The sequence below is a fragment of the Candidatus Nitrosocosmicus franklandus genome, assembly GCF_900696045.1.
Taxonomy (GTDB): Archaea; Thermoproteota; Nitrososphaeria; order Nitrososphaerales; family Nitrososphaeraceae; genus Nitrosocosmicus; species Nitrosocosmicus franklandus_A.
This window is the reverse complement of sequence record NZ_LR216287.1, coordinates 1,010,883-1,035,144: the sequence shown is the minus strand read 5'-3', so window position 1 is coordinate 1,035,144 and position 24,262 is coordinate 1,010,883. Positions and strand designations below refer to the sequence as shown.

The window sequence follows — 24,262 nt, the reverse complement described above, 5'->3', positions numbered from 1 at the left end:
ACTGGAAAATTAATAATTTTTTATATACTTTTCAAGCACGAAATAAATGTATCGCATGCGACACAATCGTTTAATGAATTATCCTTAATATATCTATACCACGAAACATTTATAAATGATCAAAATCTCAAATACTCGTTTCTTACAGTATCACAGTATATCCGTTTGATTTTCATCTCACTGGGATTTACAGCTAATTGTTATGTGCGATCGCACTAAAGTTCATTGTACTACACTCACGCGTTAAGGTAGTACTACACGTTCCAATCAGTAAACCTCAGACTATCTGTAATATGCATAACTTGCTAGGAAGATATGCATAATTTCCTCCTTCATATTACTTATGGGGGATGCTGGTGCCTCATTTAATGGGTTTATTAAATTCTATGCGAGTAAGGAAAAATACTGAATTAGTTTAGGAAGTTGGATTAGTACCGGAAATAGCATTGATAATGAACAACCATTATACTGATACAAACATAACAAATCATTCATTAATATAAAAACAAAGCGTACTGGATAATAGCGCAGGGTATAAAAGGATTTACCGATGCTTTGTCCTTCTGCAAAATTAGCTAGGAACATTACTCAAACACATGTGATCTTGACATCTCTCATACCTATGCTTAATTTGATATTAAAAGAATCGTTGTAGTTGTAAATCGGTTTCTGTCTTGACATAATTTTTTTCTGAATTTGTGGTATCAGCATGATTTAAAATTATGTGAATAATTATTTCTAACGGGCAGAATACTTCTGGATCACTAAGGTTTGGGTATATATGCGTGCAACACATGGTCAAATGTTGATTGGATTTTGGGATAGGTCGTCTAAAATCATATTATCAAGTTGGAATAATATGGGATATTTTTTGTTGATATATTTGATTGGATTACAATTACCATTTGAAGTTACAAAATTGTTACCCTTTATATATTATGTTTATTAAATTGAACCATGATTTCAGATATCGATTGGAATGATGCAATTAATAAAGAGGCAAGGGGACTTTTCGATGCTGATTTTGGAGAGGTCCAAGATATATCTAATGGCAATGTTATTGTTGAAAGAGGAATAGTTGAAAAGGAGAAGTTTTGTATTCCACAAGGTAAAGTGGAAAGTTTTGATGGCTATGTAGTTCGATTTAATGTTTCAGAGCAAGAAGCTGAAAACAAATACTATGATGATCCTGCCACTTCCATTGAGGATACATTCTAAGTATATAAATAATGACTGTGTTCGAATGGGGTAATCAAACTATCAAAATAACAGACATCAGCAATCCAATCCAATCCAATCCGATATTAACAATCAATCTAATCATTGAATCTATAGTCTGTTTTGTTAATAAAAAAGTAAGTTTAGAATATCATCCATGAACGATCCTAAATATATCGTATGCTATACACTAGGAACGTTAGTAATACAACTTGATGCAGTAGGTTGGCTATATCGTCAATAATGAGCAAGTCTTCCTATTGTATTTGGATTAGATGTTTTTATATTACAAATACTGAAATTTAATGTACCTTATTTAAAAAATTAGTTAGAGTGAGAACGACATAAATTCAGTTCCAAAAGTTACTTTTCCTAAACCATAAGAGCCACGTTTACTATGAATCAACAAATCAGAAATGATGGCACTGTTAACTTGACGAAAAATCTATAGCTTGAAGATGTCCTATTTCAGATATGTTTGTTAAAAGAAACAGAACATCTTCGTTAGACATTAGTCGTGCTTTGTATTTGTACTTTCTTGGACTGTCAACTAGAAGTGTTTCCAAAGCCATGTTTTTCTTACATAAAATCAGACGAAGCCACGTTGCAATCTGGAAGTGGATTCAGAAACACCATCCTAGAAAGATATTATCAAAAAGTAAAAGGATTTCAGAATTTATCGTAGACGAGACATTAATTAAAGTTGGACCCGAGTACATTTGGTTGTGGGTTACAATTGAACCAGAAAACAGGCAAATTCTCGCACTATCCATCTCTAAAGAGAGAAACATCTTTGTTGCAGAGAGGTTCCTTTATAGTTTGATTAAGATACATGGAAAACATCCAGTTTCTACAGATGGCGGGACATGGTATCCTCAAGCGTGTCGATTCCTAAAACTCGATCATCATCTTCATTCTTCATTAGAGAAAAGCCTGATTGAAAGAAAGATGCAATACATAAAGGATAGAACCGAAAGTTTCGATGACTATTTTCCTTGCAGAATGAGGAATTGTAAACTAATGCATGTACAGAATTGGTTGAATCTATTTTTAGATTATCATAATAAGTATGTGATTTACACTTAAGTTAACAGGGCCGAAATAATACTTCTTGTTTTCAAAAATTAGTTCGTTCCCCAGGGGTTCTCTATGACCATTAACCATGTGTTATCAGGCTGGCGACGAAAAACAATTGTACCATTACCTGTATGATTGATAGGCGTACCGTCTGACTCTCTACCATTAAGAGACCATTCCGTTATTAAAAGAGCCAGATTGTCCACATAATAAACCCTTTTAGCTCTTGCATCTAGTTTAATTCCCTTGTTAATCAATTCATGGAATGCCTTACAGATGAGTTCTTTATCTTTAACAACTTGACCTGGTTGATTTGCAAAGCAGACGTCGTTTTCGTATAATGTCATCAAGAAGTCTATATTTCCTTTATTGACTTCCTTCACTTGAGAATTGAGCAAATCTTCAGGAGTAGAAAATTTGGACATGTTCCCTATTTATTTCACAACTCAGTAAATTAAACTTGTTTTCATGGTAAAAGGTGATAGTCGTTCTTCTATAAATCATCAGTCTAGTGACAACGTGTTTCTGCATTTCAATGGATACCATCTTTCCTAAAATCTATAAAATAACACAACTGACTAATCTATTTAGTTCGTTATCTCCGTTCTATTGCTGATTCCTGTCCTTATACTGGACTTGTATGCTTCTTTTGAGACTTTATTATATCTTAAAATAAAATATAGTCACAAAGTGCAATTCTATGCAGATGAGTTGTACTTATCAGGCTGATTAAATATCAAGAGCTTTTTAAATAACTTAATTTGAAAGTCTATCTGGCGTTCTTTTTTCCTGCAAGAACAAAGATAAACTAACATTTTATCTTCTGAAACGACTAGGATGACAGAGTTTATCTTGTTATAAAGTCGCCAGCTACTCCCAGGGAAACTTTTAGACAATTGAAGTTTCTTCATGATACAATTATAATTGCAAAGACTTGTTTGGAAAGCTCATCGTCAATCTTCACCTTTATCACAAATTCTAGCTTAGAACAAAATATCATTACCACATAATTATCCTATCTTCCACCAGAGTTCATGGTGCGTCAAGTGGAATTGTATGGGGGAGAACATACAAAGCGAATTCAACTATATCTCTTTACCTCTGGTCATACTAAACGCACGGAAATAGTTCTTACCCATGACTCATCATCGGTTGAATGGGTAGGAATAATTACTAAAAGTGGAAAGTATCAATATTAGGATTTGATGCCGAGGTAGATAACTATTCTTGCTGGCTACTTTATTGGCTCCCACAAGTCCGAAGGACTGTCATGATCATAGGAAGTATCGTAATATAGCGGGGATGTCATTTGGCTATCCCTCCATTGGAGAAAAATTCATCGATGAATTTTCAAGTGTCGAACCTCCTGTACTGCAAAACAAGAAATTATCTTTTTATCTTTTAGAGAATCATAAACTTGTTGACAGATTCAAATTTTCTGACAGCGATATAGATTTAATCTCTCATAAAGTAAAGGAAATTTGAAAGAAGGATATCATTTGATTTCGCAAGCTTACCTAATTAGATCATCTTCGATATTGATCTAGTGATCATATTATTGTTTCACGGAAATTAGAACATGTCTATTCAGATTCGAATGGATATGAAGATTAACTACAAAACATAGGATATGTTTGTAATTGTTGCATATTCTCTACAGGTATTTGAATCGACCTGTAGGTTATTTATTCTATTTGTTCGATCTCCTTAGTCAATTGTGAAACTTTTTCAGGCCGTCCAATATATGTTGCTCTAGTATTTTGGAAGGTAGTAAAGCCCCATTTTCCATCATGTTCATTATTTATAGCAACTATTGTATGTATAGAATTTCTATCAGGGTTAATTCTTTTCTGATTGGCCTCGATTGTTCCACTTATTCCAACTATGATAGCAACATTCGAGACCGGAAATCTAATGCTCTTAATTTTTGCTATTAAACGAGTTCCTCTTAGAAACCTGTCAAAAAGCATTTGATGAAATTCTGCAATCTCTCTACGACCAAACAAGTAGGTACCATCAAATCCGATAAAATCTGCATCTTCCGTGTATGGTTCTGCAAACTTTCGACCGTTTCCTTCATTCCATCCTTCGATTTTTTTTCTATATAGAGACTGCAATGCAAGTTCGTCGTTGTTAGACATATTATTCACGTTATACGTCATCTCTGCGCTTACTAACTCCCTTCCACAGTCTAAATAATGATTCATATTGTGATGTTGGAACTATGAATCCAAGTTGGTACATAAAAGACAAATCATCACGTACGGCTTTGTGTTCCCTGATCTTACCATCCTGAAATCTATAGATATGAACCGCCTCATATCTAAAATTGTGACCTGTGGGGGGGAATATAAAAAACTGTCCAGTATGTTTTCCACTGACGGTGTAACGTCCTATGACTGTGTTATTGTCTGAGTGGATTTCTTTTTCGTCATATGTAAGATCAGTAAATGCATTTCGTAATGATTTTACCGTGTCAATGAACTCGCTGGGACCCATGAGCTTGTTTCGCTTTTCAATCTGTTGAGAGATGTTTTCTGGAAGGCTCTGCATAGAGGATGCATCGATATGAGATTCATGATTGAAATACTCGTCATGTATTAAATTCTCTACATTTTCCAAATTTCCTGTATTAAGTATCTTGATCAATTGTCTTACTTTTTGTATGTTGGATAATTGTTCTCCTATCTTAGATTCGCATACATTGTCATTATTACTATGCATGTTGACATTTGTCATTATGCTCACTCCTTTGTTATATTCATTGGATTTTCTTTACTACATAACTTGCTATTTATCCATTCTATGTTCTTATTTAAATAATGATCTTCATTTGGTTTTAAAACTACCTTTAATCCTTGTTCGTCGTTTCTGCCAACGAATAGTCTTGTAAAATCCTGGGTATTTACAATGCTGTTAATAGTAAAAGCTAGTTCTGATACTTTAAAATTGCCAAACCAATTGTATACCTCGTTTATATCTGCTGAAAACATGTCAAAAAAGCCATTGCTCGTGTATTTAGTCTTGGTGGTTTCAGCAATGTATGCATCTTGATGTCTCTTTCTTTCAAATACAACTTGTATCTTCTTATTTTTTAATAATTGTTTTTCCATATGATATTATAGTTAATTAATTATATAAATGTTTTAATTACTAAATAATTTAATTGGTTAATGTTTGGGCCTGAGTATTCAATTTTCAAGTTTTTTGTTTAAACCTTTTTGACTCCACCATTGAACGTACGTGTATTGTAGCGTCTTCAAGTACCTTAACGGTTTTTGATAGATAATCTGTTATCAGGTCTAATTCCTTGTCGTCATAATCTGAGAATATTTTATCCATACCCTTCTGCAATATTTCAAATAGAGGACCTATTTCCATTAACGCCTTTTCCCTGAAGGGGATAACATAGACTAGGCGTCTATCTTGTTTATCTCTTTGTCTATACACATATCCTGCCTTCTCTAATCTATCAACTATGCCGGTTATCGCTCCAGCCGTTAGGCTTGTTTCATATGCAAGCTGATTCCCTGTTAGGGGTTTTTCTGATCTCAATACTATGTCAAGACATTTATGGTCGATCTCGCTCAGTCCAAGATAATTTGCTATCCACTGATGAAAGAATATTGTTCTCGTACTTATATCTCTAGAAAGATAGTTTAGCAATTGGATTCTCTCCTTACGTTTGCTAGCTGCCTTTGCCATACTTCTTATTTAATAATATAATTAATAATATATTACCTTTTAAATTATTGATGTTTTAGATCCTAAAATAATGATTAATTTTTATATTTTACGATACTGAAAATGTTATGCTGCTACAATTCTAGTTAAAATATCTAAAACCAGAATATCGGCATCTTATTATATATATTCCTCTCGGGGATAATAAGTAAAGTATAGGTTGGGTTCTCAAACGTTCTATGAAATGGAGTTTATCTGTTTTAGTACTCTATGTGTATAAATAATCTAGTACAGGCTCTGTTAACTCAAGTTCGACTTTAAGAGAACATCTGAACATCTTTTGTTTCTAGAGAAAATATTCGAAGTTGTACGTTTGCTTCGTCCTTCAAAGCTTGCGATTTATAGTGAATTTACCTTTCTCATATTTGAACCATGCGCGGTACTTTCAAAAACCTTCCTCTTTACCAATAACAAACTGATGAATTTTATTTTTCTTTTCGTCTACTTTTAATTCGCTTTTCTTTTATCCCTATCTTTTCATTTTCTGGTCAATTCTGGCCAGTTTAACTTGAGTTCATCTAAATACTTGAGAAAAATCAGTCATTACTGCTATATGTGCCTAACCAATCTGTTGATATAAAAGGACTAAAATCGGTAATGATGAAATTATGATTTCTATGGAAAATGAAGAGTTATCGTATACTTTCTCTTCATTCTCTTTTAATCATTTTTACGATTTGGATTACTTCGATGACAAGCAAAAACAATCTCATGAAAATTGAGTCAATAAGTTACAATCTTTGGAAAACAGAAACCATACCATGTCAAACCGTAACCCCTGAACCTGCCACTATGTCTACTATAGGCGGCTGTTGTTTTTGATGCTTTTTTAGCAACTCCATTAACTATCCTCTCTACACTGCATTATAAGAACTGCTCTAGTTAAAAATAGCTATATTTGAGCATTAACCCAAGTGGCAACATAAGAAGAACTTAACTTTTTAATTTGAAGAACCTCAAACCAAGATCATATTGGTAAAGTGATTTAGATCCTAACCTTCATAAATTGAAAATTAACTTTCCTTAAATGGTTTTAGTATGATATCACCGCCAAAGGAGTTTTTTAATAATTAAAAGAAAGTATATTGTTTACAATATAGTTAGAACAATTAAGAATTATATCTTTAGTCAAGAATCGTTCATCTGTATGAAATCGTGACTATTCACATTTAGGAATATTTATTATTTAGGTAGTCTTATAAGATGCTCATTATGTACTATATTAGAAAATTGAAAAATATTTCAATTACAGCCAAAATATGTCAAAAATCATATTCTATTTCATTAGGGGGTTTTTTATTTGAACATTGAGAAATCCCCTAACTGGCTTCGTGCAGTTCAGATCGGATTGGGGGTAATTATTTTGGTCTTATCGATAATGGTTTTGATTAACCCCATTTTCGGTGCGATTTCTGTTGTATTCTTTCTGGCATTTCTTTTGCTTTTCGCAGGAATTGAAAAAGTAATAAGTGGTATATTTATGTCAGGCAAATCCCGGTTTGCAAGTATTGGTCTAGGAATAATAGTAATTATTCTCTCATTAATTGCATTAGCTTATCCAGTGGGTACAGGAATATTTATAGTGCTGCTTTTGGGTGTCGCTCTGTTAGTGGATGGAATCTCGCGAATAGTTCACGGAATAAGAGATAAACAAGGAAGTAAGTGGTCAAAATCATTCAGTTTGGGTGTTGGTATTTTATCCATCTTGCTAGCAATTATAGTGATAGCTATGCCCGCAATAGGACTAATATTTGCAGGTATCTTGATTGGAATAGCCTTGCTAATTACTGGTATTCAAATCATTTCAGCGGGAATTTCAGGACATGGTCGTGGTGGAAGAAAACCAGAGAATATAGGAGTCTAATTTATTTTTTTTACTAAGCACTATAAACCAAATTATTATTTCAACAAACCATATGAGATGATGGAGTATTGATATTCTCATGGGATACAATCATGCTTACTACGGTAGTACCGCCTAGACAAGGAGTACTCGCATTTAAAGGAGGTGGAGAATTAGGAGTATATGAAGCATAAGATTACAGAGCAATTTTAGCAAAAATATAAGAAGAATATTCATCCAATCCTAAAAACTCTACCACAAATTAAATTGATATGGTGATAGGAACTTCAATTGAGAAATTAATGATTCGGTATTAGTAGGTTGCTAATTTAAGAATGACATCAACTGAGCCGATTCCGTGTACAAGCGTTTGGAATTTCGGAAGGGTTTGTCCGATGCAACATTTGTAGAGTTTCTTGCCAATCACAATACATTTTTCACAAATTCTAGACATGTTGTTATATTATTAATCCTAACATAGTAAATACATCCGTTCAAGCTGATCTACTTTATAGTAATTCCATATTATGAATCGATAGGAAATGAATTGATTTTTTCACTATTATCGAATTATTTTATGTATAATTAATCCGTGCACTGTATTTCTATATGCCCTGGCTCAACAATCTTAATAATTTAAAAACTTTGAGAAGGGGAATTTGTCAATCTGGGTATGGACTCGAGTATTACAGGTATAACCAGTCACGTTGAGTAGTATCATGCCCTTTCAAACTAATCCATACTAAAAATAATCAAGTCTTTCACAAACCATAAATGAGAAACTGTCACTCGTGTTATTATGTAAAAGAAGATTTTCAATTGTTTTAACTTAAGTGTTCATATATTCTTTACCTGATTCTTATGAAAAGATTTATAATTTCATTATATCAATATTTCATCATTGCGTATAACTTCTAAAATGTTGCAATTCTTTTCAATCATTTTAATATTGACGATGTCTCTGCCTACAATGTTTTCGTCAACCGTCCCTTATCATGGAGTTGATATATCATATATGGGCTCTGCAATTGCTCAACTTTCTGGTGATAATACTAGCGTGATTCAAATTACCAGTACATCAACCTATACAGATGAGTTTGGAAGTTTTCATATTATAGGTGAAGTAAACAATACATCAACCCAACCTCAGACTAACATCATAATAACAGCAATTTTATCTAATCTAGCAACCAACTCTATTGTTGGTAATTACTCTGCACTCTCCTCAATCGAAACTTTAAGATCTGGTGAGTTATCTCCATTTGATATAGTAATACAAAATCCTCAACAAATCTTGGGTACATTTGACTTTATGGAGTTTTCTGTCACATCTGAATCTGCATTAGCTGAAAAGCCTGCAAACCTTGTTTTGAATGGTAGCAGTTCATATGTTGACAACGTTGGAAACCCGCATATAACGGGTAATATAATTAATAAAGGCCAAGCTCCAGAACAATTCATCAATCTTGTTGCAACGTTTTATGATAATTCTAGTCTAGGTGTAGTTGGAACTCAAAGTTTTGGACTTGATATAGGTAATCTTCCAAGCAATCAAATGGTGCCCTTTGATATTACAATTACAGATAATAAAACCAAATCCCAAGGTGCTTTTTATTCACTTAATGTAGATTCTGTTCAAAGTTCCATGAGTCCTCCTTTGAATCCTAAATTCGTATTTGGTAGTGGTGGGTTTACAACCGAACAATTTTTCACAGGCGAATCGGTTGCTCCCTATGCTCCTCTATTGCCTTTGACCAGTAATGGCCAAGGATCTAATGACAATAATGACGATGATGACGATGATAACAATAATGGTAACTCTGGGTCACGCAACAATGATAATAATGGCGATGACTTGGATTGCGAAGACATTGATGAAAGAAACTTTCCTGTAGGGGATAATGATCCAAACAACTTTGATGCAGATGGCGATGGCATAGGCTGTGAAGCCGAGGACCTTAACAATAATGGCGATGACTTGGATTGCGAAGACATTGATGAAAGAAACTTTCCTGTAGGGGATAATGATCCAAACAACTTTGATGCAGATGGCGATGGCATAGGCTGTGAAAATGAAGGAGGAAGTAATAATCAAACTAACAATGATGAGGTAGAAGAACCAAAGACCGACAACGGAACTACACAAGCGGATGTGAATGGAATCGATGGAACCGGAATTGTTGGAACAGCGGGTGAATCATCAACTAATAATTCAGAACAAACAGATCCTGATGGCAGTGGGGCAAGTAACGAACAATCACCAGAAATAGCAAATGGTAATGGCAACGATAATAATGGCGAAGAGAATTCAAATGAAAACCAGAGTAAAGAAAATAATGATGGCAACGATAATGACGGTGAAGGACAAGATGACAACTCTGAGAATGATGAAAATAATTAGCATTAGCGATAACTATACTATGAATCTATAAACAAAAATAGAATTTAGACTATAATATCTATTTTTTTATATTTATATATCAATTAAAATAATTCTCATTATTGCTTAATTTCTTATATTGCACGAAAATATTTGCTTTTCTGGTTGTATTAGGAACATTTAACTTTTCAAACCCGGTCTGGCCTACTTCTGCCAATTCTGATTCTGTAACCACTTCATCAATAAATTTTGATGGTATTGCGACAAAAGTTATTGATGGTGATACTCTTGATGTGTCTACACAAGAAGGAGATGTAATAACAATAAGACTTGCGTTAATAGATGCTCCAGAAAGGAATGAACCTGGATTCAATGAGGCAAAAAGCTTCGTTACCGAACAATGTCTGAATAAAAATGTAGAAGTAGATCCAGATAACAACCAAGGATTGACTTATGGCCGAACCGTTGCCGTGGTCTATTGTGAAGGAATCAATGTAAATGAAGCCATACTCGATAATAATTTGGCTGATATCTATGAAGACTTTTGTGATATATCTGAATTTGCGAATACAAATTGGGCACGAGAGCATGGCTGTTCAAACAGTAGAAGTGATAGTGGTGATGATAATGGAACCGAAAAGGAAGATCCTGTAGAATCAGATAATAGCAACGTCTATAGATTTGATCTTAGTGATACTAGCAGAGACCTTGATTGTAAGGATTTTGATGAGAAAAATATACCAGTAGGGGATGATGATCCACATAATCTTGATGCAGATGGAGATGGCATAGGCTGTGAAGGGTAGCTACCAGTAATGACGGTCGATATCTCTTTTTGATATATGATATAAAGAATGTTATACTACAATTACAATGTCGGAAAAACCACTTAATAGAAAAGATGATCTTCAAGATGATGTTCACAACGCTGCTAATAATACCGAAAGTGCATTAGACGAAGCTGCGGACAAGATCAAGGCTGGTGCCAAGGCAATGGGAAATAAGATAAAAGATCCTGATAAGGATATGGGTACAGAATACAATAAGGAAAAGTTCAAAGAAGAAGTAAAAGACTACTAGAATTTAATCTCTATTTTTTAGAATAAATACTCATCACATATAACAAATTTGAAATGATGTTTATGGATGTACTTTATCGTTGAGATACCTTAAATAGAAACTGTTTATTTGCAGCCTGATAATTAAATTAATTATTCATACTCGCTATTTTGTTTAATTTATAACATTCTGTTGTTATTCAAAGAAACTACTTATTATAAATAAGTAACGTCGCCAAAATCATTTTTGTTTGTAAAATAATATGCCACAAAAAGATGATCCGATAAGATAACTGTTAGCCTAATAAAAGATATTATACCAAAATATTTGTGTCAAAATCAACAGAGGAGATAAAGACGAAGTTAAGCATTCAAGCAGCTCATGAACAGATTAATCCTCTAGACTTGTTAGATGATGTTGCATATTTGGACACAAAAGATATCCAACGATGTTGGACAAGTGACCATTATATGCCTTGGTGGAATACCGGGGCATCTGGTGGAGCCGCCTGGCCATGGATGGGCGCAGCCTTGGCCAGAACTACAAAGTTGGCTATTGGTACAGGAGTGACCGCTCCGATTCTAAGATACCATCCTGCCATAGTTGCACAGGTATTTGCAACATTGGCCTTTATGTTTCCACAAAGAGTGTTTTTGGGTGTAGGCAGAGGAGAAGCATTAAATGAAGTGCCTGCAGGAAATAGATGGCCGACAAACAAAGAAAAATTTGAGAGATTAAAAGAATCGATCAAGATAATAAAAAAATTGTGGACAGAAGATTGGGTCACTTACAACGGGGAATACTATTTTGTTAAAGATTCTAAATTATATACCAAACCTTCATATTTAATTCCTATTTACGTCGCGGGACTAGGGAAACAATCTGCTCAATTAGCAGGTGAAGAAGGAGATGGATTTGTAACTAATGAATTAGATACGAATAAGATAAAAGATATTCTCTTTCCCGCTGTAAAAAAAGGATGTGCCAAATCTCAAAAAAACTACGAGCAGTTAGAAAAGATATTATTTATTCCTGCTTCATATGATAAAGATAAAGAAAAGGCAATAGAGTCAATTAGGTTTTGGAGAGGTTCTATGATTAAAGCATTCTTTGACGTTGATGTACATGACCCAAGAAAGATTGAAGAAAATGGTCAAGTTATAGATGATGATTCTTTGGAAAAAAAATTATTCATTATATCTAATGAGGAGGAAGGAATTAAGAAACTAAAGCCATATCTAGATATTGGATTCACTGAGATCGTTTTTACCAATTCTAGTCCTGACAGAAGGCAATTTGTGGATATTGTAACCCGACTATCGGATATTATTAATAACCAGTAGAAAGTTAGGAGTAGGAGTGATAAACTTATTGATATGCAGACATATCTTGGTAACCTTATGTTTTGTTCTTTGATGGGTATTAAAGAAATTGAAAATTACTATTTCGTTTTCTATTATATAATATTCTGACATGTATTTACTATAACTAGGGCAAAAAGGATTAGAAAAACTTGTTCAATTGATTAGAATCCGCACCATACAGCTTTTGTGTCAATTTGAACTAATTTCTCTTCTATTCTTGTGAGTGCTTTGACTTTCTTTCTAATGTTATCGAGTTTTTGCTGCTGATAATTCTACACCCTTAGCGTACATATAATTGAAATTTAATTACGTTCACAAATTCATACGTTTTTTTACTATGAATATATAGTGTCCAAATCTGGACTGATGAGATTCTTGAGGGGCCTTTCAAAAAACATTGATTTAGTTCGCCCGAGTTGATCCTAGTGTCGTTCTCTCACGCCCTTGTTTTCCAGTTGCATTGCCATATTGTTTGATATTGTGAAATTATTTTTGTTTACCCTGGTTTTCCTGCAGCTTGACAAATAGCTAACGATTTTGTTACCGGAGATTGAATACAATGGTTAGAACTAAGTTTAGTATGTGCCTGCTATTTAATTTGCGTTTGTTATGTCAATTCGAAAAAAGTATTAGTATATTACATCCCTTAAAAGTAGGAAAATTTGTGTCACTTGACTGCCTCGTGAATATAGTAAACCGATCGGAATCATTTATTAGTTAACCAATAGTTTGTATGTGGTAGTGTAATTCCAACCAATTGGACCATTATAATTATTATTATTGCCGCTACTACTGGCACCTGTTTCATTTTTAGAGGTTGTGGAATCTATTTCGCCTTTTACTTTTAATTCGTATTTACCTGGAGGCAATGGTTTTAGAAAAAGCCAATTTCCATCTGCAACGGCTTGGGTTGACTGAGCGGCTACATTTAATATGTTATTTTGAGGTAATGTAAAGTTAAATAGATCTGTTTGGATGCGATAGTTTATTCCATTAGGTAAAGTAATATTGTTCAAAGATGCTTTTGCTCCAGTGACAAAATCTTGCATATTTCTAGCACATTCTCTTAATTCTTCTTCCGTTTTTAGTTCTTTGAATTCAGCAAACGAACATTCGGAATTTAGTAGAGGGATTAAAAGTGCAGTATTTTGAGGTATATTGCAAGTCCGTTCGACCGGATGATCAAATCCTTGAGTTAGAAACCACACCGGTCCATCTTGATTTTCCTGACAAAATTCTCCGGTATCGTCATAGGATGGATTCTTGTTCCATGGAATAGAATAAGTCCATTGCCACCATTTTTCGGTCCAGTTTGCATAGGATAAATTAAATGGCCTTGAATTCGAATTATATGCTAAACCATTAGTATCCAAATCAACCTTGTCTTGATTCGAAATAACTTCATTTTTGGTTGATGCAGATATGGAGTTGATAGGTAACATTATGGTTAGAACTATGGTAAGCATCATTAACGTTAATCTGTTTTCCATGATGTTCCCAATTCTACATCACTATTTAACTTTTTATGATACTTATACCCAAATTATCAGATTATTCGTTGCTAAATATATTGTCGAAGTTCAAGTAGGAATAACAACAATAATCACTATGAATAAGAAGAATAATTTCTATTATTGTTTACCAATTACAGAAAATAATAATATTAAAAAAATAGTTGACATGCTGGTCTTTGTTGGCTATATTTTAGTATATATATCGATTCTTAAATCTGTCACAAAGAAAAGTGTTTCAGTATCTCACAATGTTTGCACTTAGTTTCTTTGAATCATGGATATAATACTTTAATATCGTCTTTAATTAGATAGTGTACATCCTTGCTATATATCTAGTTTTATTAATTGCAAAATGTTAGAAAAAAATATATGCGTAATAAATATTACATATTGTCTAGGTGATGTGAATGTTTGACTATTGGGATCGTAATATGATAAGAAGAAACTCATTTAGAAACTTTTTTGACCCTGTGGATAGGGAGTTTGCCCAAGCAGAGGAGATGATGAATCGAATCTTTAACACTGCAAGAGGTATAAATACTACTAATGTTAACGCGTTCAGAGAAACAGCAACCTTTCCATACTATTATGGTTATCAAATAACAATCGGTCCGGATGGAAAGCCCCGTGTAAGGGAATTGGGAAATGTTAAACCCCGAACTCGAGGACTCGTGGAGTCATCAAGTGTCAGGCAACCATTACTAGATACAATAGTGGATGAAAAGAACAATTCTCTGGTAATTACCGCAGAAATGCCTGGGCTATCGAAGGAAAATATCAAAGTGAATATAGCAGAGGATCTCATTACTATACATGGAGAAAAAGATCGAAAAAAGTATCATACAGAGATACCATTGAATATGGAAATAGATAATTCCTTCACAAAGGCCAGTTACTCAAATGGTATACTAGAGTTAAGATTAAAATTAAAGAACCAGATAAAATCACGTGGAAAGGAAATCAAAATAGAATAAGATATAATGAGAGAGCGCATAACTGCTCCGCAACATTTTTTTATGGAAGAACGATGAGTTCGGATGGTACCAACAAAACAGGAAATGCTCAAATTACATTTTTATTTTCTCTGTCTCTTCGATGCAAACTCTATATACCCAATGAAGTAATGATTATGATACTTCTAAGGGAAAATTGATCCTTCTTTCTCAAATACTCATCTCGGCTTAACCATATCTTTTTCTGATTTTGAGTACATCTATAATAATTTTAGATCCAACAAGTATCAAACATTTGAAACTATGAATTATTCGCTTCTACATATATTCAAAAATCATGGAAATAGAATATCTTTCATAATGTTTCTATCAACCTACTAAAGTTTCCGAATACTATCGATCCAGGTATTATAAGTTTCATAGATTCTTCATATAATTCTTTAGCAACTTTTTCGCCTTCCATGGCTTTCATGACTTGCTCCAAGTGTCTTGCGTCTCTAAAGGATAATATTTCTAAATTTACATCTTCATCATCATTGGCAGAAATGACTTTTGACACATTTACAAAATCCATCATGTTTTCTCTTGAATTCAACCGATACAGGTATTTTGTTACCCCATGTTTTCTGAAAAAATCATTTGTCTGCTTGCCGATCTTTGATAAGGCGTGATGATTCTTCTTGGGGGCGCGGATGAATACGATTTGGATAAGTCCGCCGAGATCACTTTTGTTTACTGGGCTTTCAGATTTACTCATATAAGATGTCATGATTGATACTATAAAAATAACAAAGGGATCAAGAGTATAGTGATAATAAACAATCAAATACAAAATGGCGAACTAGTAAGTGTCATTTTACTTTATCTAGTTTGATATGAAATAATACTCCTTGATAATCTGAGATGGAAAGGAATTGATCTTATTATTTATTGACCAGGGACACTCCATAGAATGATACACATCAGTAGTTCATGGATATGTATTTGATAAAAAACGCTTCATTTCGAATATACTATATGGATTCGATTCATGTTATCTCGATACTTATTCTCACAAACAAGCTCAAAACAGTGCTCTTTGATATAACTATGGTGTTTTTGCTCACCCAATTTCAGTCATGCTTCCCCTATTCGTGATAAATTTCCATAGATCTTGCTTGTTAGAATACTGTGTGAGAGAGAAACATTGATTTTTCTCAAATACCGACAAATGAATCTTTAATATGGTAAAAACATAGAAACTAGATTCACATTTTAGGTTTGATATTTGAACTTATTTATCACTGCTTGGGTTTAACAAGACAGATTTAATACTAGGACTTTAACAAGAAATTACACATCCCTTTTGAAACACTGGACATTATTTAAATAATTACAAACTATATTGAATTTACCCTGTATAGGAATAGAATGTCATAAATACTAGAAATACTACAATATCGACAAGTCATTTAAATGAGCGAAACTACCGAATCCGTTGATAATGATAAAGATGCCTCGTCTCGTTTATTAAATCTGATTAATAATGTAAACAGCATTCTTGATATTTCTATTAGTAGTGATAAGTTGTCTTTTTTTATTAATTCCTCTTGTTTTGTTGATGCTTGTAAAGCATTATTGGAAAGGAATGTTCAGATAAGATTCATACTTCAATCACCTCCAAAGAACACTGAGGATTTTAAGCATATTTCGAGTGCGGCCTCAAAAATAAAATATCTTGAAGGTGTTCAAGGGATATCGGCCATTTCTGATTCAGAATATTTTAGTTTGAATTCTAATCCAGCGGACTCTCGATATAATGATGTTTTTAGCACTACGAACAAAACTATATTGTCAATTGTAAAGAAATCCTTTGATGCTTTATTCTCTAATGCTATCTCCTATTTGGAGACATCTACTCAGACGAGTGATGAGTTTAATATACTCCCTCCATCGATGAGGTTTAAGGTAGACGTAGAAATTTCTGATCAGATAGTACACTTTCTAACTGATTCCAAATTCATTTATATCTATTCAACCATAGGGGCAATGCTATTAGGTTATCAAAATTATCTAGAGTATTTTGAAAAAATTCAAACCCAACTCAAAGCCAAACAACATGCAGGTGTTAGATGGATAACATCAATTCAAAGCAGAAATGAGTTAAGACTGGTCAAAAACCTCTTACAAATGGGTATAGATATTCGTCATACGCCTGATCGTCCGCCATTTGATTTTGCTTTATCTGATAAATACTTTGCTTGTGCTATCGAAAGAAATGAGGAAAATAAACTTATTCTTGATAACATGTTACTAAATGACGACCGAGCAAATCTAACTTTTTATAATATGATTTTTGAAAAATTATGGAATTCTGCGATAGGTGCCCAAGACAGAATCAAAGAGATGGAAAGAGGTAATGATGATAATATAGCAGTAGTTTCTGATTCAACCGAATCTCTTCATAAACTCTTCGAGTTATTTACACTTGCAAAAAAAGAAATCTTGATCATACTTCCTTCTACAAATGGATTTTTCCGTACAGAAATGTCTGGAGGATTTAAGATGTTGAATAGAATGGGCACAAAAGGAATTAGGGTAAGGGTTTTGACATTGCCTGACCAAGAAAATAGTTCTGAAATAAAAAAGATCCAGTCAAAGTATCCTGACATCTATTTTAGAGATTTGGAACCGGTTATTACATCATTTAATCGAATTATGGTTATTGATAGAGAAAATACAGTTATTTTGGAAGTAACAGATGATGGTCAGTTGAAATTTACAGAGGCATTGGGTAAGGCGATATTTATTGATGGTAGTAAGACATCGGAAACAATAGCATCAATTTTTGATAGCCTTTGGACGCAGTCAGAAATTCATAACAGGTTAAAGGAGGCTCATGAAAAACTTAAAGTGCATGGAAAAATGCAGAGCAGATTCATGGATCTAGTAGCTCATGAGTTGCGTACGCCATTGCAATCTATTCTAGGAATTACGGAAATATTGAAGGAAGACATTCAGAATAATGACCAGAATTTCATGTTGCAGATTATTATGTCAAACGCAAGAAGACTACGTAGACTATCTGAAAATATCCTAGATATCACACGTTTAGAAGGAAACATCCTTTATCTTAACAAGGAAGAATTTAGTTTAAATGAATTAGTAAAGTCAACAATATCAGATTATATTACCAATATAGAATATAACAAATCTATTTCATTCGAATATAAAAACTTTGATAAAGAATTTGTGGTTACGGCTGACAAGTTCAGGATAACTCAGGTAATTCAAAACCTGGTAGATAATTCAATAAGATTTACAAAAAGCAAAGGAGGAAAGATAGTTTTGACTCTAAGTGAAAAAATCATACATTCTAAAGAAATAGTTGTAATTAGTGTAACTGATAATGGCGAGGGATTGAAACCCGAATTACTTTCAAGATTGTTTACCAAATTTTCTTCTGATTCTTACTATGGTGCGGGGATTGGTCTTTATTTATGTAGGAAGCTTATAGAAGCACATGGCGGACGAATTTGGGCGATGAATAATAAAAATAAAAATGGATGTACATTTAGTTTCGGTATTCCAAAGAAAGGTTGATTTCCTTTACATAGAGAGAATGAAAAAATAACAATCGATATCCAAGACAAGAAGAAGATAGTCTATTTTTCTACCGGCAATCTGATGTCGGCACCTTATGAGTTTAGATTTATTATATCTAGTCTTAAATAAAATATTCTATTTCAATTCAATTCTTGATAATCCATTTGATAATATTATTAATCAAAAATATAATTTCTTGATAATTTTTTATAGTTACAGTTATTACATTCGTAAAGGAAGGTTTGAATAATTGGGTATAGGAGAGAGTATGATTATTCACGAGGCTTGTTTAACAAACTATCCTTATACGGGAGAAGATTTGTTCGGGCTAAAAGGCCCAGTGCGTTTATACCAGACATATTCTGGAGTTTATGATTTTGATACAGTTATCAAGATAATAGATGGATACAAACCTTCTGAGATAATTGCCTATTGCTATAGAATGCATGCATCTACAATTGTAAAAATTATTAATTATTTACAAATGAGAAAATACCGATTACGTTTACATAAGGCTATAATAATCGATGTACCAAATCCGACTTTGACAACTATAATGCTACGATTTTATCATTAATGTTATATTATTTGGGAACAAAATAAAATACAAGTAAGAGTGACACTTATTTTTTTTCATTAACCTTACAAATATTTTGTATTATTATTGTGTATTTTGATCTATCTCTTTAAAGTTACGAAATAGCATAGAAAATATAAATTAACAGCTAGTTCAAGATTCCGGGATCAGGTTACTACTACATTTTTCTTTAACAAAAATAAGAATAGTATCACATTCCATAGGTTGTAATGTTGTAATATAGTTTCTCAATCATATGATGTTAGTATTGGCTGATTCAAATTCATATATAGTAACTCTTATAGTACTTTTAGAAAAGAACGATCTACATTTATAAAGAGTATGTAGAACTTCGCACCCTCAACTCCAGCAGTATCCTAACACAGTTGTGAACTTGATTCTTATTATTTCTAAATAGATTAACCAAATAAAAAAAATAAGATGTTCTTTATTATAGTTCATAAAAGTAGTTTAGTAATAATAACCTGTATTTCTAAATTATAGCCTGACTTACTCGTTAGTATTCTCAACTATGGTTATGGATCCATAAACTGGTTTGTTATCTAGATCTGAAATTAATTTTTGCGGTTTTGTCATTACCTTATTTATTGATTTGTAAGTATTGATAATATTTGTTTGTTCGGTAATAGCAATCGTAGTACAGGTGTACTGGTCAAATAAATTCAAATGATTCTAAGAAAACCTCATTAATCGAGGCCCTTTTAATAACGATCCACTAGCAGTAGAGTCGAGGGTTGACTTCGTGTCATAAATTTTTCAATATCTAGTCAAGTTCTATTTTGTGTAAACTTTGTTACTGAGTATGTTAGACATAACAGATCTATGAGATGTAACTTTGTTACCTAAAGTATTTAATTAAGGATTCTGTACATAAACTACGTATTGCCAAATGAAAATATGCAAATTGCCAAATATGCTTCATGAACTAATTCCGGAAAACAATCCTTGTGGAGAAAGAGATATCCCAAGTACAACTGAAAAGGACTTTGCAGTGTATTATTGATGAGTCATTGTGGTTCATGAATATCGAGATCGAATATTTATCAGGAAGGATATCCTCTTGAAACTTTGTGAATATAGTGAAATTAATCAGAGCAAACTCATGAGCTATTGTGGATTGAATAATGTAAAACACAAAGAGATTTTGGATGATATGGTTCACAAAGGTTTGATAATTAGAATGGAAGAAACATGGGGTAGTAAAGTTATAATCAATTACAAAATTTCAGAAAAAGGAAGGTTGATTCTAAATGAGATCTTGGCTCCATATGAGGAACTATTTCCAAGAAATGAACGGGAGCAAATGGGTTAATGAATAACTCTGGCGAAAGGAAAGAAGATAATGGTAATGATAAAAGAGCTGATTCTAGCATTTTTTTCATAATGGATGGAATAATTGATCAATTAAACAAAACAAAAAAACTGTTTATTATAATGTTGCTTACAATTATGATTATTCCTCCAATAGCATTTATGCTATCTTTTATTTTTTTTGGATTTCCATTTCATGATGATAATAATAACTATGGCAGCTGGGTAGACCACAGGCCTTGGACTAACGAATCAAATCCCCATTCTACCGCTGACTCTGATTTCAATCCTCAGTTTAGATTCCTGCCATTGATTCCAATAGTAATTGTACTTGTGTGGCTGGGAATAGGAATTAGACAATGGATTGTTCTCTCAAAATGGGACAAAAGATATAAAAAATACAAAGAATTGCAGAAGAAAATTGACGAAGAACTAGAAAAGGATGACAAATCTCAATCTGAATAATTTATTTTATTCTTTTATCCGATTAATTGTTATTATTAATAATTCTTCGTAGTATGTTTTTGTATTTGGATGATAACTAGGAAATACCTAAAATAAAATTTCTAATTGACTTTTTTCAAGATAAAAAGATCTCCTTGTTCATTTTTTTACAAATGTTTCTAATGAAGGTGTGCTTGTCTGGATAATATCATTGTTTTTGGTATTTCTTATTCCTTTCAGCAATTCTTCCAATATGTTTCGTCTTGACAATCTGCAGCAAACAGAGATCTATTCAAAAACTACTCGAGTCATCAAGTAACTAAGTTACGTATCAAAGGTAAACAATGGTTATAATAATAACATTGTAATATATCAAAATGTCAAAATCAAATTCAGACAAATCAAAGACCAATGTGATACTACCTGTACTTATCATAACTGCAGTTACTATTACAGGAGTTATTTTGGCAAACCCGCTAATATCATTTGTTTCAGCACTTCAGAAGTCATATGTATCTTCTATTGAGAGAGAAGGAGACCTTGTTGATCAAATACCAAAAATTAATGGTTCCATAAACGTCTTCGAAAAGGCACAAGCTGCCATCGAAAATGATCTCAAAACATCTTTTGTTGAAGCGGCCGAAATCGTTACACGACAGGCTAATAATGATACCATTTTGTTGGGTGGTCATTTAGATGTGGATCAAGGATATTTGGTATACAAATTCTTCTCAATAAATTCCGTGAATCATACCGCATATAAGACGATTATTGATTCAGGAAATGGGGCCGTGTTATACAAATCAGACGGCGTACAGTTTAGAGATTTTTTTAACAAATCAAGTGATCAAAGTACAGGATGGCACATAATCCCTGGATTTACAAGTGAATACGGATACGGCAAAGGTGCAGTACAAAATCATAAACCATTCGGGTTTGGACATTGGAAAGGGCCATGGGGATTCCATGGTCATGGTGGTAACAATGGTGTTGGGCCCTGGCACTGATCATCAATTACAAAAAACCCATTAACAGTAGGAACATATTTTCATAGTTTCAATAGACCGGAAAATCCATATTCCCAGTACCTACAGTAGATCAAATATTAGATTTCCATATCCTTTTGTTTTTCCAAGTAGGTCTTAAATGCTGAGTTAGTTAGATAGTTAAATGATAACTGTTGATTAAGACATGCGCGATAACAAACAACCGATCGATACCATATTAGATGTATTGTCATTCTAATGATCTGGAATCTTTTGTTTTAGTTATTGTCATATGGTCAATCCAGTATGGTAATGATACCAAATAACATTTTTTACATTTTTTTATCTTATGGATAGTCTTGCTTTATTTTACAAATTAATAGGAAAAATATGTGGCATCATTTTCCATTTGTTTTGCCAATAGAGAAAATTCAATGATTGTATTATAATGAGGTTCATTATTGTATTAAATCTAAATAGTAAAAAGAGTTTGCAAGATTAACCAACGACATGATGAACAATATTTAACTTTGTTAGCTATTTTAAATAAAAAACAAATTCGGAATTAGGGTTTAATTGACTAACGGTAAATATTGTCTTATCCTGTTCGTCATTAATTACGTTTTTTCCCTTTGCTGGCTGTAATGCCTTATCTACTTTAAATGACATTTCGTCAATGGTCTCGTCGGGTGATTGTATGGTTATTTTATGACCTGTTATTGCAACATTAATTTTTTTTATCTTTCTTATTCTCTGATATAGATCTAGGAAAGTAGTGTTCCATGAAAAGGGCATTTTATTGAGCAAATGTAGGATCTGATTCCATTGTTCAAACAAGTTCTTTCTGGTACTTGAATCATGATTCCAATCATAAAAATAATGATGATAGTGGTTTAAAATACAAATGGGTGTCCTTTTAACTACAGAATAATCAATGGTATTGGATATCCATTTTACAAATGACTGTGGAGTTACTTTATCTTTATTTGCATTAATTTGAGAATTTGATATCGGATTTATTTTTAGTCTCCTGGGGATATATAACATTATTCCCTGATTACATTCAGTATAACAATAATCGGCGTTAGACATTATAAGGGGAATAATAAATCCTTTTTTGGCAAATTTTTCTAAAAGCTTTTTTGCGAAATACTTTTTAAAATAATTGGGAACATATGCTGATCTGAAAAATCTGTGATAATTTGATTGTCCATAGATAGGAATCATGCCGAGGTTTGTGAGTTTTTTTAGATTCTGTATAGAACAGTCATCAAATGGAGGAACAAATAAAATTGGATCTATGTCCAGGGATTTTCTTATTATATGTCTTCCAATATTCACATATGATTCAAATCCCATATTGATATGCTTTTCATTTTCGCGAGTATTCAATGAGTTATAATAATTGGTAAATGTCTCTCTTATAGCTCTATTCACAAATTCCTCTTTCTTTTCCTCAATCTTATAACTGAACTCTCCTCTACCATCGATTAAATCATGGGTAACCCCGTGTTGGATGATTTCAATCTTATTGCATTTGATTTTTTCTTTTAAAAATCTGCACAATTCTTCGTTGTTTTCAATGGAACTATGCTTTTGGCAATTCCTGACATCAGGAGGTACACAAACATCATTAATTGTCTTTTGATAGGGAATCACGGATAATCCGACTTTGAATTGACTATTCCATGCTTGGGAGTAAATTGATTCAAGCATGCTGCTTTTAGTGAAAAAATTTGTATCATCATCTCGTATTAAAATAGGTATTTTGCCGTTTGGACCTAACAGAGGGGTAATATTCATATAACAGAATAAAAGCCAATAATGGCTTTTAAATTGTCTATTGGTGCATACTCTGAGGAACTATCCTTTCTTGCTTTATTGTGTTATAGGGAGTCTTTGTAGTAAACGTATTTGTGTTTTTTAAATAACTATAAGTTCCTGATGTTTAACCAACTCTTTTCTCCGAGAGATCCTACCTCAAATATCAATAGATGATGATAGTATCAAATAGGTTATTTTCTAGACAATAATCCTTTTTATATTCCACGCTAAAGAAATTAGTGGATGATTATTTTTTCATGAATTTTACAGTAATATATTATGTCGTAATTATTAAGAAAGAGTTATTGCCACTTTTACTAATGATGTAAACACTAAGCTAGCCTCACATAAGGAGCAAGAAT

23 protein-coding genes are annotated in these 24,262 nt (G+C 32.8%); 15 read left to right on the top strand and 8 right to left on the bottom strand.

Annotation, left to right across the window (positions count from 1 at the left end):
* Positions 1-957: 957 nt before the first annotated feature.
* Together NFRAN_RS04830 and NFRAN_RS04825 are read left to right on the top strand one after the other, a co-directional pair.
* Positions 958-1,218 carry a hypothetical protein gene (locus NFRAN_RS04830; RefSeq protein WP_134483418.1) on the top strand — a complete coding sequence of 87 codons (261 nt, stop codon included), beginning with the start codon at positions 958-960 and terminating at the stop codon, positions 1,216-1,218.
* Positions 1,219-1,692: 474 nt separating this feature from the next.
* The gene (locus NFRAN_RS04825; protein WP_134483416.1) at positions 1,693-2,304 is read left to right on the top strand and encodes a DDE-type integrase/transposase/recombinase; all 612 of its coding nucleotides are present in this window, start codon (positions 1,693-1,695) and stop codon (positions 2,302-2,304) included.
* Positions 2,305-2,342: 38 nt separating this feature from the next.
* On the opposite strand, the gene NFRAN_RS04820 is transcribed toward NFRAN_RS04825, so the two are convergent.
* Complete coding sequence (locus NFRAN_RS04820) at positions 2,343-2,720, bottom strand: YybH family protein (RefSeq protein ID WP_134483414.1); 378 nt, start codon at positions 2,718-2,720, stop codon at positions 2,343-2,345.
* 621 nt (positions 2,721-3,341) lie between these two features.
* On the opposite strand from NFRAN_RS04820, the gene NFRAN_RS13650 reads away from it, so the two are divergent.
* Entirely contained in the window at positions 3,342-3,494 is a 153-nt protein-coding gene (locus NFRAN_RS13650; protein ID WP_172602128.1) for a hypothetical protein, read from the top strand.
* A 28-nt stretch (positions 3,495-3,522) separates the two neighbouring features.
* The gene (locus NFRAN_RS04815) at positions 3,523-3,780 is read left to right on the top strand and encodes a hypothetical protein (protein WP_134483412.1); all 258 of its coding nucleotides are present in this window, start codon (positions 3,523-3,525) and stop codon (positions 3,778-3,780) included.
* Positions 3,781-3,980: 200 nt separating this feature from the next.
* Here the strand turns inward: NFRAN_RS04815 and NFRAN_RS04810 are convergent, their stop codons facing one another.
* The 4 genes from NFRAN_RS04810 to NFRAN_RS04795 all read right to left on the bottom strand — a co-directional run bounded on the left by NFRAN_RS04810 (position 3,981) and on the right by NFRAN_RS04795 (position 6,000).
* Positions 3,981-4,436, bottom strand: a complete 456-nt coding sequence (locus NFRAN_RS04810; RefSeq protein WP_232038051.1) for an SgcJ/EcaC family oxidoreductase — start codon at positions 4,434-4,436, stop codon at positions 3,981-3,983.
* A gap of 10 nt (positions 4,437-4,446) precedes the next feature.
* Positions 4,447-5,034 (bottom strand): ester cyclase, encoded by a 588-nt coding sequence (locus NFRAN_RS04805; protein ID WP_134483409.1) that lies wholly within the window; start codon positions 5,032-5,034, stop codon positions 4,447-4,449.
* A 5-nt stretch (positions 5,035-5,039) separates the two neighbouring features.
* A complete protein-coding gene (locus NFRAN_RS04800; protein ID WP_134483407.1) occupies positions 5,040-5,408 on the bottom strand; it encodes a hypothetical protein in 369 nt (122 codons plus the stop codon).
* Between the two features lie 85 nt (positions 5,409-5,493).
* Complete coding sequence (locus NFRAN_RS04795) at positions 5,494-6,000, bottom strand: MarR family winged helix-turn-helix transcriptional regulator (protein WP_134483405.1); 507 nt, start codon at positions 5,998-6,000, stop codon at positions 5,494-5,496.
* 1,339 nt (positions 6,001-7,339) lie between these two features.
* Between NFRAN_RS04795 and NFRAN_RS04790 the strand changes: the two genes are divergently transcribed.
* The 5 genes from NFRAN_RS04790 (at position 7,340) to NFRAN_RS04770 (ending at position 12,664) form a co-directional block, all read left to right on the top strand.
* Positions 7,340-7,903: a DUF308 domain-containing protein gene (locus NFRAN_RS04790; RefSeq protein ID WP_134483404.1), complete on the top strand. Its 564-nt coding sequence runs from the start codon at positions 7,340-7,342 to the stop codon at positions 7,901-7,903.
* 994 nt (positions 7,904-8,897) lie between these two features.
* The gene (locus NFRAN_RS04785; protein WP_172602126.1) at positions 8,898-10,283 is read left to right on the top strand and encodes a hypothetical protein; all 1,386 of its coding nucleotides are present in this window, start codon (positions 8,898-8,900) and stop codon (positions 10,281-10,283) included.
* A 101-nt stretch (positions 10,284-10,384) separates the two neighbouring features.
* A complete protein-coding gene (locus NFRAN_RS04780) occupies positions 10,385-11,068 on the top strand; it encodes a thermonuclease family protein (RefSeq protein WP_134483400.1) in 684 nt (227 codons plus the stop codon).
* Between the two features lie 67 nt (positions 11,069-11,135).
* On the top strand, positions 11,136-11,342 hold the full coding sequence (locus tag NFRAN_RS04775) for a hypothetical protein (RefSeq protein WP_134483398.1): 207 nt from the start codon (positions 11,136-11,138) through the stop codon (positions 11,340-11,342).
* Positions 11,343-11,650: 308 nt separating this feature from the next.
* Positions 11,651-12,664 (top strand): LLM class flavin-dependent oxidoreductase, encoded by a 1,014-nt coding sequence (locus NFRAN_RS04770; RefSeq protein ID WP_134483396.1) that lies wholly within the window; start codon positions 11,651-11,653, stop codon positions 12,662-12,664.
* A gap of 734 nt (positions 12,665-13,398) precedes the next feature.
* Here NFRAN_RS04770 and NFRAN_RS04765 read toward each other — a convergent pair.
* Positions 13,399-14,175, bottom strand: a complete 777-nt coding sequence (locus tag NFRAN_RS04765) for a hypothetical protein (RefSeq protein WP_134483394.1) — start codon at positions 14,173-14,175, stop codon at positions 13,399-13,401.
* Between the two features lie 455 nt (positions 14,176-14,630).
* On the opposite strand from NFRAN_RS04765, the gene hsp20 reads away from it, so the two are divergent.
* A complete protein-coding gene (gene hsp20 / locus NFRAN_RS04760; RefSeq protein ID WP_134483392.1) occupies positions 14,631-15,173 on the top strand; it encodes an archaeal heat shock protein Hsp20 in 543 nt (180 codons plus the stop codon).
* A gap of 334 nt (positions 15,174-15,507) precedes the next feature.
* Here the strand turns inward: hsp20 and NFRAN_RS04755 are convergent, their stop codons facing one another.
* Positions 15,508-15,909, bottom strand: coding sequence for a DUF1428 family protein (locus tag NFRAN_RS04755; RefSeq protein WP_172602125.1), 402 nt, complete (start codon positions 15,907-15,909; stop codon positions 15,508-15,510).
* Between the two features lie 698 nt (positions 15,910-16,607).
* Between NFRAN_RS04755 and NFRAN_RS04750 the strand changes: the two genes are divergently transcribed.
* From NFRAN_RS04750 to NFRAN_RS04730, 5 genes are all read left to right on the top strand, one after another.
* Entirely contained in the window at positions 16,608-18,734 is a 2,127-nt protein-coding gene (locus NFRAN_RS04750) for an ATP-binding protein (RefSeq protein WP_134483389.1), read from the top strand.
* A gap of 271 nt (positions 18,735-19,005) precedes the next feature.
* The gene (locus NFRAN_RS04745) at positions 19,006-19,314 is read left to right on the top strand and encodes a hypothetical protein (protein WP_134483387.1); all 309 of its coding nucleotides are present in this window, start codon (positions 19,006-19,008) and stop codon (positions 19,312-19,314) included.
* Positions 19,315-20,395: 1,081 nt separating this feature from the next.
* On the top strand, positions 20,396-20,647 hold the full coding sequence (locus NFRAN_RS04740; protein WP_232037936.1) for a hypothetical protein: 252 nt from the start codon (positions 20,396-20,398) through the stop codon (positions 20,645-20,647).
* On the top strand, positions 20,647-21,111 hold the full coding sequence (locus tag NFRAN_RS04735; RefSeq protein ID WP_134483383.1) for a hypothetical protein: 465 nt from the start codon (positions 20,647-20,649) through the stop codon (positions 21,109-21,111). The genes NFRAN_RS04740 and NFRAN_RS04735 overlap by 1 nt, the downstream gene beginning before the upstream one ends.
* A 356-nt stretch (positions 21,112-21,467) precedes the next feature.
* Entirely contained in the window at positions 21,468-22,097 is a 630-nt protein-coding gene (locus NFRAN_RS04730) for a hypothetical protein (protein WP_134483381.1), read from the top strand.
* Positions 22,098-22,613: 516 nt separating this feature from the next.
* Here the strand turns inward: NFRAN_RS04730 and NFRAN_RS04725 are convergent.
* Positions 22,614-23,879, bottom strand: coding sequence for a hypothetical protein (locus NFRAN_RS04725; protein WP_134483379.1), 1,266 nt, complete (start codon positions 23,877-23,879; stop codon positions 22,614-22,616).
* Between the last annotated feature and the right edge of the window lie 383 nt (positions 23,880-24,262).